At 54.1% G+C, this 17,053-nt stretch carries 17 protein-coding genes; 6 read left to right on the top strand and 11 right to left on the bottom strand.

From position 1 onward, the window contains the following. Window positions 1-795: an ABC transporter ATP-binding protein gene (locus HEQ72_RS02290; RefSeq protein WP_168022430.1), complete on the top strand. Its 795-nt coding sequence runs from the start codon at window positions 1-3 to the stop codon at window positions 793-795. Window positions 796-819: 24 nt separating this feature from the next. Here the strand turns inward: HEQ72_RS02290 and HEQ72_RS02295 are convergent, their stop codons facing one another. After that, the gene (locus HEQ72_RS02295) at window positions 820-2,646 is read right to left on the bottom strand and encodes an ABC-F family ATP-binding cassette domain-containing protein (protein WP_322099159.1); all 1,827 of its coding nucleotides are present in this window, start codon (window positions 2,644-2,646) and stop codon (window positions 820-822) included. A gap of 192 nt (window positions 2,647-2,838) precedes the next feature. On the opposite strand from HEQ72_RS02295, the gene HEQ72_RS02300 reads away from it, so the two are divergent. From HEQ72_RS02300 to HEQ72_RS02315, 4 genes are all read left to right on the top strand, one after another. Then, on the top strand, window positions 2,839-3,639 hold the full coding sequence (locus tag HEQ72_RS02300; RefSeq protein WP_168022431.1) for an undecaprenyl-diphosphate phosphatase: 801 nt from the start codon (window positions 2,839-2,841) through the stop codon (window positions 3,637-3,639). 82 nt (window positions 3,640-3,721) lie between these two features. Next, complete coding sequence (locus tag HEQ72_RS02305; RefSeq protein WP_168018718.1) at window positions 3,722-4,012, top strand: hypothetical protein; 291 nt, start codon at window positions 3,722-3,724, stop codon at window positions 4,010-4,012. Window positions 4,013-4,272: 260 nt separating this feature from the next. Then, a complete protein-coding gene (locus HEQ72_RS02310) occupies window positions 4,273-4,740 on the top strand; it encodes a hotdog fold thioesterase (RefSeq protein WP_322099460.1) in 468 nt (155 codons plus the stop codon). 111 nt (window positions 4,741-4,851) lie between these two features. After that, window positions 4,852-6,171, top strand: a complete 1,320-nt coding sequence (locus HEQ72_RS02315) for a phenylacetate--CoA ligase family protein (protein ID WP_168022432.1) — start codon at window positions 4,852-4,854, stop codon at window positions 6,169-6,171. 59 nt (window positions 6,172-6,230) lie between these two features. Here HEQ72_RS02315 and HEQ72_RS02320 read toward each other — a convergent pair whose 3' ends face one another. From HEQ72_RS02320 to HEQ72_RS02365, 10 genes are all read right to left on the bottom strand, one after another. After that, a complete protein-coding gene (locus tag HEQ72_RS02320; RefSeq protein ID WP_168019205.1) occupies window positions 6,231-7,628 on the bottom strand; it encodes an NAD(P)(+) transhydrogenase (Re/Si-specific) subunit beta in 1,398 nt (465 codons plus the stop codon). Window positions 7,629-7,644: 16 nt separating this feature from the next. After that, entirely contained in the window at window positions 7,645-8,055 is a 411-nt protein-coding gene (locus tag HEQ72_RS02325; RefSeq protein WP_168018714.1) for an NAD(P) transhydrogenase subunit alpha, read from the bottom strand. 17 nt (window positions 8,056-8,072) lie between these two features. Then, window positions 8,073-9,221, bottom strand: coding sequence for a Re/Si-specific NAD(P)(+) transhydrogenase subunit alpha (locus HEQ72_RS02330; RefSeq protein WP_168022433.1), 1,149 nt, complete (start codon window positions 9,219-9,221; stop codon window positions 8,073-8,075). A gap of 243 nt (window positions 9,222-9,464) precedes the next feature. Further along, window positions 9,465-9,833, bottom strand: coding sequence for a HesB/IscA family protein (locus tag HEQ72_RS02335; RefSeq protein WP_168018710.1), 369 nt, complete (start codon window positions 9,831-9,833; stop codon window positions 9,465-9,467). Between the two features lie 26 nt (window positions 9,834-9,859). Further along, a complete protein-coding gene (locus tag HEQ72_RS02340; RefSeq protein WP_168018708.1) occupies window positions 9,860-10,243 on the bottom strand; it encodes an SUF system Fe-S cluster assembly protein in 384 nt (127 codons plus the stop codon). A gap of 28 nt (window positions 10,244-10,271) precedes the next feature. Continuing rightward, window positions 10,272-11,528: an aminotransferase class V-fold PLP-dependent enzyme gene (locus HEQ72_RS02345; RefSeq protein ID WP_168022434.1), complete on the bottom strand. Its 1,257-nt coding sequence runs from the start codon at window positions 11,526-11,528 to the stop codon at window positions 10,272-10,274. Further along, window positions 11,525-12,856, bottom strand: a complete 1,332-nt coding sequence (gene sufD / locus HEQ72_RS02350) for a Fe-S cluster assembly protein SufD (protein WP_168018704.1) — start codon at window positions 12,854-12,856, stop codon at window positions 11,525-11,527. The genes HEQ72_RS02345 and sufD overlap by 4 nt, the downstream gene beginning before the upstream one ends. Window positions 12,857-12,871: 15 nt before the next feature. Continuing rightward, entirely contained in the window at window positions 12,872-13,627 is a 756-nt protein-coding gene (sufC, locus tag HEQ72_RS02355) for a Fe-S cluster assembly ATPase SufC (RefSeq protein WP_168018702.1), read from the bottom strand. 24 nt (window positions 13,628-13,651) lie between these two features. Then, window positions 13,652-15,100 carry a Fe-S cluster assembly protein SufB gene (gene sufB, locus HEQ72_RS02360; RefSeq protein ID WP_168022435.1) on the bottom strand — a complete coding sequence of 483 codons (1,449 nt, stop codon included), beginning with the start codon at window positions 15,098-15,100 and terminating at the stop codon, window positions 13,652-13,654. Between the two features lie 34 nt (window positions 15,101-15,134). Beyond that, complete coding sequence (locus HEQ72_RS02365) at window positions 15,135-15,572, bottom strand: SUF system Fe-S cluster assembly regulator (RefSeq protein WP_168018698.1); 438 nt, start codon at window positions 15,570-15,572, stop codon at window positions 15,135-15,137. A 169-nt stretch (window positions 15,573-15,741) separates the two neighbouring features. Here HEQ72_RS02365 and HEQ72_RS02370 point away from each other — a divergent pair, with 169 nt between their 5' ends. After that, window positions 15,742-16,971 (top strand): glycoside hydrolase family 2 TIM barrel-domain containing protein, encoded by a 1,230-nt coding sequence (locus HEQ72_RS02370; RefSeq protein ID WP_209316155.1) that lies wholly within the window; start codon window positions 15,742-15,744, stop codon window positions 16,969-16,971. The last annotated feature ends 82 nt before the right edge of the window (window positions 16,972-17,053 follow it).

Here is a 17,053-nt window from a genome sequence, read left to right on the forward strand (position 1 = left end):
ATGATACGCTGCCACAACCTGTGCCTGACATTTAACCACGGTCTTCCAAGTCAGAAAAAGGCATTGGATTACTTATCACTTGATATCCCTGAAGGAGAGTTTGTCACTGTCATTGGATCAAATGGCGCCGGAAAATCGACTCTTCTGAATACATTAGCCGGAGACCATCTTCCCGATCACGGCCACATAACCATTGATGAGCATGACGTTACAACCTGGCCCACACATCAACGTGCCAGCCTTGTGGCCAGGGTTTTCCAAGATCCGGTCGCCGGAACCTGCGGAGACATGACCCTGGAAGAAAACTTGGCGCTTGCCAATGGTCGCGGTGTTTCAGGAACGTTCAGAAAAGCTTTGGATAAAGACCTCAGGGATCGTTTCCGGGAAGCACTGCATCGCCTTGGTCTGGGTCTTGAGAACAGACTTGCAACCCCAATGGAATCACTATCCGGTGGACAGCGCCAATCTGTCAGCTTGTTAATGGCCACACTGCGCCCATCAAAAATTCTGTTGCTGGATGAGCATACGGCAGCCTTGGATCCCCAAACGGCTTCCATGGTCATGGCATTGTCGGATCGTGTCATCCGTGAACATAATCTGACGGCATTAATGGTCACACATTCCATGCGTCACGCACTGGACTACGGAACACGCACTATCATGCTGCATGAAGGACGCATTGTTCTGGACATAACCGGGGATGAACGGCACAGCATGACAATTCACAATCTCCTCGACATGTTCGCAAAGGTTCGTGGTGAAGAATTGGATGATGACAAACTCTTGCTTGAATAAACCTATTTTATAGGAGATCGCAGATCAGGCACCCCTGCGACTGCCATTTTCCAGATTTTCCTTCAAGATTTCGAGTTCAAGCCACTGCTCCTCTGCGCGCTCAAGGAATGCTTTCTTTGTCTCAAGACGCTCAGCCGTTTTTGCAAAAGCTGACGGATCCGCAGCATAGAAATTGGAGCAAGACAGTTTTGCTTCCAGTGCCGCAATCTCTTTCCGTGCTTGCTCTATCTCATTTGGCAGTTCCTTCAAAAGCCGAGCTTGGGCGTATGACAACTTTGTCAGCACACGCGGTACCTCTGAACGCTCGCGACTTACATCCTTTTTCGCAGATGTAATCGGTAGCGCGTCATCAACCTGCTTTCTCTGGCGTTCGTAGTCAGAGTATCCACCGGGGTATTCGCGGATAACCCCCTCACCCTCGAAGACAAGACTGGATGTTACGATACGATCGAGAAAATCACGGTCATGGCTGACCAACAACAGCGTCCCGTCATAGGATGACAGCGCATCCTGCAGCAAATCCAGCGTATCAATATCCAAGTCATTTGTCGGCTCATCAAGGACCAGCAAGTTGGATGGAGCCGCCAGTGTCTTGGCCAGAATCAGCCTGTTACGCTCTCCCCCTGACAAGCTTCCAACCGGACTTCGCGCCTGGCTCTCACTGAACAGGAAATCGCGCATATAGCCAACAACATGACGCATGGTTCCACGAACATTGACAGAATCACCACCGGTATCCGCCAACGTATCCCACACCGTCTTTTCCGGGTCGAGGAGGCTTCGTGTCTGATCAAGGAAAACCGGAGACAAAGCAGTTCCTAACCGGACAGAGCCGGAATCCGGAGCAAGCTCGCCGAGAAGCATTTTCAACAGGGTCGACTTTCCAGCCCCGTTCGGACCGATGATACCAATCCGGTCACCACGCAAGACACGCACCGAAAGCGGCTTGATGACGCACCGCCCTGAGAAAGTCTTTTCTATATCAACAGCCTCGATAACCAGCTTCCCGGAGAGAGCACCGCTATCAATTCCCATCGCCACACGTCCGGCTTGTGAAATCATGCCGGCGCGTTCCTGACGCATATCGTAGAGACGCTGTACACGCCCCATATTCCGCGTTCTTCTGGCTTTAACACCCTGGCGCAGCCACTCTGTTTCCTTGGCAATCAGCTTGTCAAACTTGGCTCTCTCAACGGTTTCCTGTTCCAAAATGGTTTCGGCCCATTCCTCAAAAGCAGAAAAACCTCTGTCCAGTCGCCGGACAATACCACGGTCAAGCCATAGCGTAACGTTTGTCAGGTTATTCAAAAAAGCGCGATCATGAGAAATAACAATGAAGCCACTGCGACAGGAACGCAGCTTTGATTCCAGCCATTGAATGGTGGGGAGATCCAAGTGGTTGGTAGGCTCATCCAGCAGCATAATGTCTGGATCACAAACCAGAAGACGGGCAATGGCTGCCCGACGCTTCTCTCCGCCGGAAAGTAGGCACGGGTCAGCATCAGGATCCAGGCCAAGCTCATCCAGAAGAGGCTTGACCCGATGCAGGACATGGTCCTGATCCCCCTCGAAGCCACCTGCAACATAATCATATACAGAATGGAATCCCGACACATCCGGCTCTTGAGGCAACCAGGACAGCCGGGTCCCGGGCTGCACAAAAACATCGCCATTTTCAGGCTCAACCTGACCGGCAATAATCTTCAGCAGGGTTGACTTTCCTGCCCCATTCCGCCCGACCAAGCAGATACGGTCGCCACGCCCGACGGCCATGTCAACGCCATCAAACAGGGGAAGGCCACCGAACCCGAGCCGGACATCTCGAAGGGAAAGAAGGGGGGGAAGCGCCACGCGGTACAATCCTGATACAAAGAATAAATACATTATAAACAATTAACGCCAGTACCCGATCCGGCATAGACCTGTGGGGTGTAACAGAAATGCCTGATTTGTTCAATCTTCGGCCCGTATATGCTTGCATACGAAAAACACAGACATCATCATGGGTCACGATTCGTTGACTCTCGGGAGATCATGCACCCCATGGACATTCTGGTCCTGGCGGCCCTTCTTGGTATTGTTGAGGGCCTGACAGAGTTTCTGCCCATTTCATCAACCGGGCATCTGGTGTTGCTGGTGGATGTCCTTGGCTTTCCAGCCCCCCCGGGCAAGACGTTCGAGGTCGCCATCCAGATCGGGGCCATCATGGCGGTCTGCGTTGCATACCGCGTACGCCTGTGGCGGGCTGTCCGAGGCTTTACACAAGACGCTACAGAACAGGCTTTCGTGCGCAATTTGGTGATTGCATTCTTACCTGCCATGCTGGTTGGGGCCATGGCTTACCCTCTGATCAGGCAGGCACTGGACAGCCCGACAGTTATTGCCTGCATGCTTGTAGCGGGCGGCATAGCCATGCTGGTCATTGAACGCCGCAGCATCACACCAACTCTTGCGACCATCGAAAATATGCAAGCTGGTACCGCACTACGCATAGGGGTCTTCCAGTGCATTGCCATGATACCCGGCGTGTCCCGTTCCGGAGCAACAATCATGGGCGCTTTGCTGGTTGGTGTTGAACGTCGCATAGCCGCAGAGTTTTCTTTCTTCCTTGCTATTCCAACCATGATGGGCGCCACGACTTACAGCCTTTACAAGAACTGGAACCTTCTTGAAATGGCTTCTCTGGAACTGCTCATGATTGCAACGATTGCAGCCTTTGTTACGGCTCTCCTCGTTATCAGGGCAGCGCTGGCGCTAATTGGCCGGCACGGCTTCTCCCCGTTTGCTTGGTATCGCATTGTTCTTGGCGTCGCTATTTTAGGCTTCCTTCAATCTGGCTTTTAGCCATGACCCCGCATTTCCTGAAACAGGAACCAGTGAGAACATACCACCTTTTTCGCATAGCATACGAGCGATTGTAGTTGTCATGACCACACCCGAAACTATACGCCAGTATCTGTTCTCGACCCTGCCATTCTCGTCAGAAGCAGACTGCATCCTTCTGGGGTTTGCCCTCTTTCTTCTGTCCCTGCTTGTCTTGCGTCATGAAACAAGGAGCTGGAACGCTCTTTTCCTGCCAAGTCTTCTGGCAATTACGCTTGCTGCAATTGATATTGCTTTGGGAAAGCCCTTGATCGAGCCGATACGGGTTCTGTTCCTGACCTGCTTGCTTCCGTTTGTACTAATTGCAGTTTTCCGACTGAGATGGGTACGCTAAGGCAGTGGTCCTTCCGAGCTTCTGAACAAGCTGGGACACAGCACAGTATGAACGCTAATCCGTATTATAACATATAAATACAACCATAATAAACATGGTCTTGTATTTAAAAAGTACAAAGAGAGATTCAAAAATAAAGACTGAATAAATAGAACCTGCAAAAACAGATCAACCGTAGCATAATAAGCCCCGATTGCATCGTGAGAGCAGAAAGACAGGTGTGTCTTGTTGCCTCTGCCTTGATGCAAAAACGGAGCTTGGTGTCTGACATTATGATCAAAAGTTCAGAAGAAAATACCCAGCAGGTTGCTGAAGCGGTAAGCGCCGCACTCTATAGCCGGGATCATACATCCCATATGCTTGGCATTGTTGTTGAAACTGTAAGCCCGGGATCTGCGCGGTTGAGCATGACCGTACGGCAGGACATGGTCAATGGCCACGGCATTCTGCACGGTGGCCTTTGCTTTACGCTGGCCGACACATGCCTTGCCCATGCCTGCCACTCCAAGAATATCCGCGCTGTGACGCATTCGTGCACAATAACCTACACGGCACCAGGACACCTGGGTGACGAGCTGATCGCAGAAGGGCAGGAAATCTGGACAAAGGAACGGAACAGCATGATCGATGTAACAGTCTCCCGGCGGAGTGACGGTGCTGTGATTGCGCTTCTTCGGGGGAACGTGCGGTACATAGGTGGCGTTGTCACGGAACAACCTCCCCAATAGGAGCATGACACACACTGTCGACAGAGGAGTCCTACTTGTTTTGGTGACGCCGTCACAGCAGACCAAGACCAAGCATTATGCCCACAGACGGCTTAAAGAAAGCGCCACACCATGATAACCTGTCATCCATCAAAGCCGCTTTATCTGCTGGATCCGATGGAATGGGCCGATCCCGAGCAATTATCTGCACTCCAGCTACAACGCCTGCGTCACACACTCTATAATGCATGGGACAGGATTCTCCCTTTCCAGAAAGCCTGTCAAAGAGCCGCCATACACCCTGATGATCTACAAACACTTCCCGATTTGGCGCATTTTCCTTTCATATCTAAAAACGATCTACGTCTCCATTATCCGAATGGCCTGTTTGCCGTACCCATGGAACGTATTCTTCGCCTGCATACCTCATCAGGGCAAACCGGTACACCAACCATCACCGGATATACACGGACTGATCTGGAAATATGGACACGCCTTATGGCACGGTCCCTCAGAACAGCAGGCGTACGTCAGGGCATGCGTGTACAGGTTTCCTTTGGGTACGGGCCATTTACGGGTGGCCTAGGGGCGCACTATGGTGCCGAAGCACTGGGGTGCACGGTTATTCCCGCTTCAGGCGGGAACACACGGCGACAGATACACTTCATACAAGATCTGAAACCTGACATTATCATGGCTACCCCAAGCTACATGCTTGTTATCGCCGACGAGATGGAACGGCAAGGCATCAATCCCCGGAAAAGCTCCATGAAAATGGGTATCTTGGGGGCGGAACCATGGACAGAAGAAATGCGCTGCGCAATAGAGGAGCGTTTCGACCTGAAGGCCATTGACATATACGGCCTCTCGGAAATCATGGGACCCGGCGTAGCGATAGAAAGCCCGAACAGCAGGGGCAGCCTACACATATGGGAAGACTATTTTTATCCGGAAATCATCGATCCGGATACGGGGGCCGTCTTGCCCGACGGGAGTTTTGGTGAACTGGTACTGACCACGCTAACCCGGGAAGCCATGCCACTGATACGCTATCGTACGCATGACCTGACCCGTCTTCTTCCCGGCACCGGGCGAGGCTTGAGGCGTATGGAACGGACAGCAGGCCGTTCCGATGCCATGCTCACAATACAGGGGGTCAAGGTGCTCCCCACGCAAGTCGAGGCCATTATTCTGCGTGACCCTCGACTAGCTCCTGTTTATCAGCTTGTTATACGTCGCAAAGGGCACAAAGATTATTTGGAGATAAAGACAGAGTTACGCTCCGGCCTTCATGATAAGGACGTGCAAACTGCGGCCAGAACCGATCTGGCCCATTGCATAAAGCGCACTCTGGGGGTACCCGCAAAAATTACAATTGCCCACGAGAACACGATCGAGCGCTCCTCCGGGAAGGCAAGGCGCATTATTGACCTAAGACCTACACAACACTGAAAGAAAAAGGCCGGACTCCACACATCCGGCCTTCAGCCCTCATACATGCATGACGTACATTAGTTCAGCGCGCTGACAACCTCTTCTGTTACCTTTTTGGCATCACCAAAAAGCATCATCGTGTTATCGCGGAAGAAGAGATCGTTCTCGACCCCAGCATAGCCCGAAGCCATGGAGCGCTTGACGAACAGGACGGTCCGCGCTTTCTCCACATCCAGAATAGGCATGCCATAGATCGGGCTGGATGGATCCGTATGCGCCGCCGGATTGGTAACATCGTTGGCACCAATCACATAGGCAACATCGGCTGTCTGGAAATCATTGTTAATGGTCTCCAGCTCAAAAACCTCATCGTAGGGGACATTGGCTTCGGCGAGCAGCACATTCATATGCCCCGGCATACGACCCGCGACAGGATGAATGGCATACTTGACCTCAACTCCCTCTGCCTTCAAGGCATCGGCCATTTCACGAAGGGCATGCTGGGCCTGAGCAACCGCCATTCCATAGCCCGGAACGATGATAACCTTGGAAGCATTTTTCATGATGAACGCCGCATCATCTGCTGAACCCGCCTTGACGGCACGATCTGTGCCGGAACCAGCAGCAGCCCCTTGCGCAGCCTCACCGCCAAAACCACCCAGGATCACATTGAAGATAGAGCGGTTCATGCCCTTGCACATGATATAGGACAGAATAGCCCCGGAAGCCCCCACCAGGGCCCCGGCAATAATCAGCAAGGCATTGCCAAGGGTAAAGCCTATACCACAGGCCGCCCATCCAGAGTAGGAGTTCAGCATGGAGATAACGACAGGCATATCAGCCCCGCCAATGGGCAGGATCAACAAAAACCCCAGGACAAAAGCCATGATCATCAGCAGAAAGAAGATGCTGTGGCTTTCAGACAAGGCAAACACAATAATCAGGAAAACAAGCGCTCCGCCCAGCAAAGCGTTCAGTTTATGCTGCATCGGAAACTGTAGGGGCTTCCCGGCAATCAGCCCCTGAAGCTTGCCAAAGGCAATAACGGAACCCGAAAATGTTATAGCCCCGATCACAACCCCCAGGCTCATCTCGACAAGCGACCCTGCCTGAATACGACCGACCGTACCGATCCCATAGCTCTCCGGCGACAGAAGCGCCGCCGTAGCAACCAGAACGGCTGCCATACCAACCAGGGAATGGAAGGCAGCGACCAGCTGCGGCAAGGCCGTCATCTTGACTTTCAGAGCAACAACTGTTCCGACAGCACCACCAATGACGATAGCCAGAACAATCAGTCCATAACTATGAACTGCAGGAGAAATCAGCGTTGTCAACACGGCAATCGCCATGCCGGCCATCCCGAGCTGATTTCCCTGCCGGGCACTGACCGGGCTGGAGAGTCCACGCAAAGCCAAAATAAAACAGATAGCCGCCACCCCATAGGCCATCATGGTCAAACCTGTCACATTCATCATGGCGTGGCGCTCCCTATTTATCCTTTTTACGGAACATCTGAAGCATTCTCTGCGTCACGATGAACCCACCAAAAATATTGACTGCAGCCAGCATGACCGCAAAGAACCCCAGAACACCCGATGCGGACATATCCAAAGGACCGGCAGCAATCAACGCCCCGACGATAATGACGGAACTGATGGCATTGGTGACGCCCATCAAAGGGGAATGCAGGGCCGGTGTCACAGACCAAACCACATAAAATCCGACAAAACAGGCCAGAACAAAAATGATCATCAGGTACCAGAAATCATGACCCTGCCCTGCTGCAGCCGCATGGGCGGCCGAAGATGCCTGAGTAGCAAGCAGGGATGCTTTTTCAGCCAAATCGGCGGCCGAAGAAGACAGGGCCTTGGCTGCTTCCTGAATAGATTGGGTATCCATTGTCTCCCTTCCTTTTGTCAAACAGCGGTCAGCTGCGGGTGCACCACTGCACCATTGCGGGTGACACATGTCCCCTTGACCAAGGCCTCATCCGGATTGATTTCCAGTTTCTTCGCCTCGCGGTCGGTCAGAAACTGAATGAAGTTGAACAGATTGCGCGAGAAAAGGGCAGAGCTGTCGCCCGCCAGCCGACTGGCAACATCACGATTGCCAACAATCTTGACCCCGTTATGAAGAACCGTCTGACCGGGGACTGTCAGGGCACAGTTCCCCCCTTGCTCTGCGGCCAGATCAACGATGACCGAACCCGGCTTCATGTCTCCCACCTGATCCGCAGAGATGAGAACAGGTGCCTTACGCCCGGGAACCAGGGCCGTGGTAATCGCAATGTCGGCCTTGCGCAGGAAATCGCCGACAACCTTCTTCTGGCGCTCAAAATATTCCGGCGGCATTTCCTTGGCATAGCCTCCGGCTGTTTCCGCCTCTTTTTCCATCGCCTCATCGACGACAACAAACTTGCCACCCAAGGACTCAACCTGCTCACGCGTAGCTGGGCGTACATCGGTAGCATGGACAATTGCCCCAAGCCGTTTCGCTGTTGCGACAGCCTGAAGGCCGGCAACACCGGCGCCAAAAACCAGAACGCGGGCCGGAGCCACAGTACCTGCCGCCGTCATCATCATCGGGAAAGCACGGCCATATTCAGCCGCAGCATCAATCACAGCCCGATAGCCAGCCAGATTGTTTTGCGATGACAGAATATCCATCGATTGCGCACGTGTGATGCGGGGCATCAGTTCCATTGCAAACGCATCAACGCCACGCTCAGCCAAAGCCTTGATCAAGGCTGGCTCTGACAGGGCATTCAGATGACAAAACAGACGGCTGCCCCTTGGCAGAAGAGCAACCTCGTCAAACCCGTCACCTGCCATCATCGGGCGCGAGACTTTCAGGACAATATCAGCGTCAGAAAGCGTGGAGGCCGCATCGGCACCAATTTCAGCACCAGCCTCGGCATACTGGGCATCTGCAACAGACGAATGAAGCCCAGCGCCCGTTTCAACAGAAACCCTGTATCCAAGGCCGATCAGCTTTTTCACAGTTTCCGGAGTAGCCGCCACCCGGAGTTCTCCGTCACGCCGCTCCTTCGGTATGGCAATTTTCATCAGCTCTTCCTCACATCAAAAACAGACCAGCAACGGCGCACCGCAAGGCAATCACAATGCCCCGAAACAGGAAGCCTTGTGAAGTCAAAACACGGACCGGAAAGGCCGGCGCAGACCCGCAGCCGGCGGCCAACATATAGCTGTGAATGCCGTGATTGAAACAAGAAAAAGAATGAGCACAAACAGAAGCCCAGACCGCTGTGCAGATCTGGGCCAACCGAAACCTACAAAACAGCAAACGCACTAATCGGTCGCAACCGATTTATCAACGCTGAAACTTTCACCACAACCGCAACGGCCTGTTTCGTTGGGATTGTCAAAAACAAACCCCGATGAAAATTTGTCGACGCGATAATCCATCGTGGCGCCAAGAACAAACATCAAGGCCATGGGGTCCACCAGAATGGTTACCCCCTTGTCCTCGATCACTTCTTCGAAAGGCTTCTTCTCTTCCGCATACTCAACAACATAAGACATGCCGGAGCAGCCACGGGTCTTGATCCCAACCCGCAGACCGATCATAGGCTTCTCGGAGCGGGCCACAAGGTCCCGCACCCTCTGCGCAGCAGCATCTGTCAGCTGCAGGATCTTCTTGCCGGGTTCAGCAAACATCGTCTGTCTCTCCACACAAGCAGGCTTCAGAACATATCCAGGGCAACACGGGCCACTTCGGTCATCCGGTCGGGAGTCCAGGGTGGATCCCACGTCAGCGACACCGACACGCGGCCAACGCCCTCTACCCGTGCAACCGCGTGAGCGACCTCCTCGGGCATCTCCCCGGCGACAGGACAAGCCGGAGCCGTCAACGTCATGACAATCCGTGTATCTCCGGTATCTCCGATCTCAAGGGTATAGATCAAACCCAGATCGTAAATATTCACGGGGATTTCCGGGTCGTGAACCGTTCTCAACGCGGCAATAACCTCGTCCTCGCTGGCAACCGGTGTTCCAGGCTCCAGAGGTGTTCCAATCTCGATGGCCTCTCCATCTTCAGCCGGAGGAGGAGGATCATACGCATACATAGGCGGTCTCATGGTCATGGCAGGCGCCCTATTCAAAAAGATCGCGTGCCAAACGCAATGCCTTGATAAAGGCATCAATATCGGCACGGTTTGTGTAAAGTCCGAAGCTGGCCCGTGTTGTGGATGAAACGCCAAGGCGCGCCATCAAGGGCTGGGCACAGTGATGCCCTGCCCGCACGCATACACCCTGCCGATCCAGAACGGTTGCCAGATCATGGGGATGGGCCCATGTGGTGGAAAAAGCCACAAGACCAGCTTTCCCTGCCGTGGTGCCATGGACAGTCAGCCCCCCCAGATCAGACAGGGCTTCCATCGTAAAGGACAGAAGATCCATTTCGTGATCAAGGACAGCCCCTCTGTCTATTCCTGCGACATAATCAATCGCGGCACCAAGACCAATGGCCTGAACAATGGGCGGTGTTCCGGCCTCAAACTTCGCAGGCAGGGACGCCCACTCACTTTTCTCGAACGTGACCGAGGAAATCATGTCTCCCCCGCCCATCCATGGCGGCATTCTGTCAAGAAGCGTCTCCCGCCCCCACAAAACTCCAACACCGGTCGGCCCGTATAGCTTATGCGCAGAGAAGACGTAGAAATCGCAGCCCAGCTCCTGAACGTCGACACCCTGATGCACCACACCCTGGCATCCATCCACCAGCACAACGGCACCAACCGCATGGGCCCGGCTGCATATGTCGCGGACAGGCAGGACAGTCCCCAGCACATTGGACACATGGGCAACGGCAACCAAACGGGTACGAGGGGTCAGAAGATCAGAGAAGGCATCAAGATCCAGGGAACCGTCGTCGCAGACAGGTGCCACCTTCAGAACCAGCCCCAACTGATCACGCAGCATCTGCCACGGTACAATATTGGAGTGGTGTTCCAGCTCGGTCAGAACAATCTCGTCTCCGGGTTTCAGAAAGGCACGACCATAGCTGTTGGCAACCAGGTTAATCGCCTCTGTCGCACCACGGGTCAGGACAATCTCCCGTTCCGAAGCTGCATTCAGAAACCCCTGAACCTTGCGACGCGCGGCCTCATAAGCCAGCGTAGAACGCTCGGACAGCCAATAGGCGCCACGGTGGACATTGGCATACTCTTCCTCATAAGCCCGCCGCATGACATCGAGAACCACAGCCGGCTTCTGGGCAGAAGCCCCCGTATCCAGATAGGCAAGGGGCTTGCCATGCACCGTACGGGACAAAATAGGAAAATCAGCCCTGATGGCCTCAACATCAAAAGGCCGTACAATCGCACTTGTTGGGGTTACAGCCACCGTCATTGGCTTCGTGCCCCCAACCACGCATGAATGTGCTTCAGAATGGCTGCCTGCAGTGCTGGATGACGGACCATAACAGCAGCCTCGTCCAAGAAGCCCTCAATCAGAAGTGAACGCGCCACATCATCCGGAATACCCCGGGCACGCAGATAAAAGAGTGCGTCCTCGTCCAGTGCACCTGCTGCCGCACCATGGCTGCATTTGACATCATCAGCGTAAATCATCAGTTCCGGCTTGGTATCCACTTCGGCGCCACGCGACAACATCAATGCCTTGTGCAACTGCTGGCCATCGGTCTGCTGTGCATCACGACGAACCAGTACACGCCCCTGAAAAACACCACGCCCATTGCTGTCCAGGACACCCTTCCAGACCTGGTTCGAGGTACAGCCGGCCACAGCATGATCCATAAAGGTTGTTGTATCAACGTGCTGATCATGCCCCACAGCATAGACCCCGTTGACCAGGGCACTGGCACCTTGGCCTGCAAGCTCGACGCAGAGATCGGAGCGGGACAGGCGTGCCCCTGTCAGAACAGAGAAGCTGTCAAGGGAGGCTGATTCGGCCAAGGTAGACTGTCCGGCCATAAACCATGTGCTGGCACCGTTCATGTTCTGGAGCACCACATGATCCAGGGAAGAGCCTTCGGCCATCCGTATTTCACGAACCCAATTGGCAAAGACAGGGTGCTCGTCCGCAGAGACATGGCTCTCTGCCATGACAAGACGGGCATTCCGCCCAAGATCCAGCACAAGACGGGGCTGCACGCTGCGTGCCTGTCTTTCACCGGTGTAAATGGCTACCACATGAACAGACACATCAATAACGACGTTGTCCGGCACTCTGACGAACAGGCCATCAGCCAGCACACTGGTATTCAGCGCCGCAAAGGGATGTTCGTGATAGGGCAGAAGTTGCCCCAGAAGCCCCTCCAAGGCTGCCGGCTCCTGTGCCATAACCTGCCCCAGGGGACGCAGGTCAAGCCCATCAGGGCGCTCACATGCTGACAAAAGATTAACCGAACGGGTCAGGGCTTCGTCGTAGCAGCCATTCACCAGAACAACGGTCCAGGCTTGTTCAAGAGCCAAGGCATGGTTCGTGATAACAGAATCCACGCTCTCAACAGCCCCGCCACGTATCAAGGCCCAGTCAAGACGGGTCAGGTCACGAACCTGCGTGTACTTCCACCGTTCACTCCGGCGCCCGGGAAGCCCTTGCTTCTCGTAAGCCTCCATACCAAGGCGACGCAAGTCAGACAACCAGGCAGCCTGACCCGGCACATCCACGTCATGGTCACACCCGAACAAAGGCAGTGCGGCATTCTTCATCATGACAGAACCTTCCGTTCAAGCCGCAGCATCACGATATCCGGCATAGCCATTTGCCTCCAGATCCTCCGCCAGCTCCGGACCACCGGTGCGAACGACCTTGCCGCCGACAAAGACATGGACCACATCAGGCACGATATAGCGCAGGAGCCGTTGATAATGGGTAATCACCAGGAAAGAACGCTGGTTCCCCCGCAGGGCGTTGATCCCTTCGGACACGATCTTCAGTGCATCAATATCCAGACCGGAGTCCGTTTCATCCAGAATGGCAAACCGGGGATCAAGCACCGACATTTGCAGGATCTCGGCCCGCTTTTTCTCACCACCAGAGAAACCGACGTTGACAGGGCGCTTGAGCATGTCATCGCTGACACCAAGTTCGCGCGCCTTGTCCTTGACCAACTTCAGGAACGCCACAGGGTCGATCTCGGGTTCCCCGCGTGTCTTGCGACAGGCATTCAGCGCAGCCTTGAGAAAGGTTGACATGGCCACACCCGGAATTTCCACCGGATACTGGAATGACAGAAACACCCCGGCACGGGCGCGCTCGTCTGCCGAAAGTTCCAGAAGGTTTTGGCCATCAAACAGCACCTCGCCTTGTGTGACATCGTATCCATCACGCCCGGCAATGATGTTGGACAGGGTGGACTTGCCAGTTCCATTGGGCCCCATCAGGGCATGAACCGTGCCCGGCTCAATGACCAGATCAACACCCTTTAGAATTTCCCGCCCGTCAACAGAGGCATGAAGATTACGAATTTCAATCAGTGACATCTTGTTATTCCTTCTGTCGCAGGCTCAACCAACGCTGCCTTCAAGCGAAATGGAAACCAGCTTCTGGGCCTCGACGGCAAACTCCATCGGCAGGGTCTGCAAAACTTCCTTGCAGAACCCATTGACGATCAGACCAACCGCTTCTTCCGGATTAAGCCCGCGCTGCAGACAGTAAAACATTTGCTCCTCGGAGATACGGCTTGCCGTTGCTTCATGTTCAGTCCGGGCCGAGGGATTGCGGTTCTCGATATAGGGAATGGTATGCGCACCGCACTGATCGCCGATCAGAAGACTGTCACACTGCGTAAAATTCCGCGCCCCTTCTGCACCCGGCATAATGCGCACCAGTCCACGATAGGTCTGATCCGACTTGCCTGCAGCAATACCCTTGGCAATGATCTTGGACGTCGTGTTACGGCCAATATGGATCATCTTTGTGCCCGTATCGGCCTGCTGAAAATTATTGGTGATGGCAACCGAATAAAACTCCCCTGACGAATTATCGCCCTGGAGAATACAGGAGGGATACTTCCACGTTACGGCCGACCCGGTTTCAACCTGGGTCCACATAACCTTGGCATTCCGCCCGCGACAGGCTGCACGCTTGGTCACAAAGTTGTAGATCCCACCCCGTCCTTCGGCATCACCGGGGTACCAGTTCTGAACCGTGGAATACTTGATCTCGGCATCATCCAGGATAACAAGCTCAACCACCGCAGCGTGCAGCTGGTTCTCGTCACGCTGCGGGGCCGTACAGCCTTCCAGATAGGAAACGTACGCCCCTTCATCGGCGATAATCAGGGTCCGCTCGAACTGCCCGGTATTCTTTTCGTTGATACGGAAATAGGTCGACAGCTCCATCGGGCACCGCAGCCCCTTTGGGATGTACACAAAGGAGCCATCCGTAAAGACCGCCGAGTTCAGACAGGCATAGAAGTTGTCAGCCACCGGCACGACAGATCCAAGGTACTGCCGCACCAAGTCCGGGAACCGTTGGACTGCCTCGGAAATGGAGCAGAAAATAACACCCATGTCCTCCAGGCGCTTTTTATAGGTTGTTGCAACGGATACCGAATCAAAGACGGCATCAACGGCAACACCGGCCAGGACTTCCTGCTCTTTCAGCGGAATGCCAAGCTTCTCGTATGTCTTCAGAAGCTCCGGGTCCACTTCATCCAGACTGGCTGGACCCACTTTCTGACGGGGCGCCGCATAGTAATAGGCATCCTGGAAATCCGGGGTTGGATAATTCAGGTTTGCCCAGTCAGGCTCCTCCATCGTCAGCCACAAGCGGTAGGCCTTAAGGCGCCATTCCAGCAGCCATTCCGGCTCCCCCTTCTTTGCGGAAATGAAGCGGACAATATCCTCGTTCAAGCCTTTAGGAGCCCGATCGCTTTCGATATCGGTTTCAAAACCGTATCGGTAATGTTCCAGTTCCTTTACGGTTCTGGCTGTGCTGTCTGTTGCCGCCATGCTCCGTCCTGCTCCCTTTGAAACTCTGTGCTGCTCAGGCCACGGTCACGGTCCGGGGCACAAACGGCAGCGGATCTGATGCCATATCGGCCAGGGTCACGTCTGAAAGCGCACGGTATACAGCGCCATTCACCCGATTCCAATGGCCGTTCATCGGACACAGGTTCCCGATCCCGCATCCATCCGGCGATTCGTCTACACATGATGTCAGGGCAATAGGACCCTCGACAGCCTGCACGATATCGGCAACCGTGATCTGCTCGGCTCCACGCCCCAGACCATAGCCGCCGGACACACCCCGGGCCGAAACAACCAGCCCTTCCCGTGTCAAGGTCTTTAAAATCTTGGCGACCGTCGGCATGGGAATGCCGGTCTCACCGGCAACCTGTTGAGCAGAGTGCCGCCCACCAACTTTTACCATGTATACCAACAGAACAACGGCATAGTCGGTCAACTTGTTAATGCGAAGCATACAAACACCCCTGACATTTGCCTACCATCAGCCACGGAAACAGGACCTTTTCAGTCCTTCTTTAATAAGACTGAAAAGGTCCTGTTTCAAGAGCAAGTTTACCTTGCTGACACAAGAAAAAGACCTATAGGGTGCAGGTTGCACATATATAAGTTGGGTAGGACACGCCATGACACGCGGTTACATTGCGCCCCTGACTGCAGCTCTCCTGCTGTCGATGATGATCCATCAAGCTCATTGCGCTCAACCCCTTGAAGGAACTCCGTGGCTTGGCGCTGCGTTTTCAGGCGACAAAAGCAATCTGGAAGCCTTTGCCAAGAATGGCGGGAAATTCATTCGCCTTTACGGTGAGGAAGATGCGTGGGTTCTGGATGAAGCCGCCAAACTGGGGCTGAAAGTGATTATGGGGGTATGGCTTGAGCATCCACGCCGGGGCTTCAATCTTGACGACCCAAAAGCTGTAGAAGAACAAAACGCCAAGATCCGCGATTTTGTAACCCAACACCGCGATCACCCGGCTCTTCTCGCATGGGGCATTGGCAATGAAGTCGAGCTTCTTCAAAGCGATCCCAGACCGGCATGGCGGCTTGTAAACAAAACAGCAGCCATGGTCAAGGCCATAGACCAGGAACACCCCACCATCATGATTGTAGCCAACATGGGGGATGACCGCCTGAGAATCTTGGCAGATCATAGCCAGCATGCCGATATTATTGGCATCAACACCTATGGTGACGGATTGTATGGACTTCCGGATCGCTTGCAAAAGGCAGGTATCCGCAAACCCGTTGCCATCACCGAATTTGGCCCCTTGGGACAGTGGGATGCAACCAGGAAGGCATGGGGTGCTCCGCTGGAGCTGACAGGCAGCCAGAAGGCCAAATTTTTCAGGGATGCAATGGCCTTCATAAAGGAAAGCCCGCAACTTGTCGGTGGATTTGCTTTCGTGTGGGGAGCCAAACAGGAACAAACCGAAACATGGCACGGCCTTCTACTCAAAGACGGCAGCCTGACCCCAATGACCGACGCCCTGATTGAGTCCTGGGGGAAGACCGTGACGAACAAGGCCCCGGAAATACGCCATGCCCGTATCAATACTGATGTACACCATTCCGGTGACGATATCATTGCCCACGTTGATGCCATTGACCCGGAAGGACAGGCCCTTGTCACGGAATGGATTGTAAGAAAGGAATCAACGGATCTGAGAAAGGGTGGAGATATTGAATCGATTCCGGAACAGATACCTGTGCACATCCGACACAACAGCGTACAGCAATTGACGTTTATCAGTCCGGCACCCGGGGCCTATCGCCTCTTCATTACGGTACGGGATCCATCCGGGAAGGCCGATACAGCAAACCTACCGTTTCTGGTTTCCGACCATGAAACAAACTGAAGGTAGTTTTTGTACATATAGCCTTGGCCACAAGGCCCTGCCGCGCAATTGACGCGGCAGGGCAACAGCATGACGATATACG

This window comes from Haematospirillum sp. 15-248 (genome assembly GCF_012102665.1).
Classification (GTDB): domain Bacteria; phylum Pseudomonadota; class Alphaproteobacteria; order Rhodospirillales; family Rhodospirillaceae; genus Haematospirillum.

Bases quoted from the DNA above. Each gene is read 5' to 3' on its own strand.
- HEQ72_RS02330 (WP_168022433.1), bottom strand. From the start codon at position 9,221: ATGAAAATTGCCATACCGAAGGAGCGGCGTGACGGAGAACTCCGGGTG.
- sufB (WP_168022435.1), bottom strand. From the start codon at position 15,100: ATGGCGGCAACAGACAGCACAGCCAGAACCGTAAAGGAACTGGAACAT.
- HEQ72_RS02315 (WP_168022432.1), top strand. From the start codon at position 4,852: ATGATAACCTGTCATCCATCAAAGCCGCTTTATCTGCTGGATCCGATG.
- sufD (WP_168018704.1), bottom strand. From the start codon at position 12,856: ATGATGAAGAATGCCGCACTGCCTTTGTTCGGGTGTGACCATGACGTG.
- HEQ72_RS02345 (WP_168022434.1), bottom strand. From the start codon at position 11,528: ATGACGGTGGCTGTAACCCCAACAAGTGCGATTGTACGGCCTTTTGAT.
- sufC (WP_168018702.1), bottom strand. From the start codon at position 13,627: ATGTCACTGATTGAAATTCGTAATCTTCATGCCTCTGTTGACGGGCGG.
- HEQ72_RS02320 (WP_168019205.1), bottom strand. From the start codon at position 7,628: ATGAATGTGACAGGTTTGACCATGATGGCCTATGGGGTGGCGGCTATC.
- HEQ72_RS02335 (WP_168018710.1), bottom strand. From the start codon at position 9,833: ATGTTTGCTGAACCCGGCAAGAAGATCCTGCAGCTGACAGATGCTGCT.
- HEQ72_RS02370 (WP_209316155.1), top strand. From the start codon at position 15,742: ATGACACGCGGTTACATTGCGCCCCTGACTGCAGCTCTCCTGCTGTCG.
- HEQ72_RS02290 (WP_168022430.1), top strand. From the start codon at position 1: ATGATACGCTGCCACAACCTGTGCCTGACATTTAACCACGGTCTTCCA.
- HEQ72_RS02365 (WP_168018698.1), bottom strand. From the start codon at position 15,572: ATGCTTCGCATTAACAAGTTGACCGACTATGCCGTTGTTCTGTTGGTA.
- HEQ72_RS02325 (WP_168018714.1), bottom strand. From the start codon at position 8,055: ATGGATACCCAATCTATTCAGGAAGCAGCCAAGGCCCTGTCTTCTTCG.
- HEQ72_RS02305 (WP_168018718.1), top strand. From the start codon at position 3,722: ATGACCACACCCGAAACTATACGCCAGTATCTGTTCTCGACCCTGCCA.
- HEQ72_RS02340 (WP_168018708.1), bottom strand. From the start codon at position 10,243: ATGTATGCGTATGATCCTCCTCCTCCGGCTGAAGATGGAGAGGCCATC.
- HEQ72_RS02300 (WP_168022431.1), top strand. From the start codon at position 2,839: ATGGACATTCTGGTCCTGGCGGCCCTTCTTGGTATTGTTGAGGGCCTG.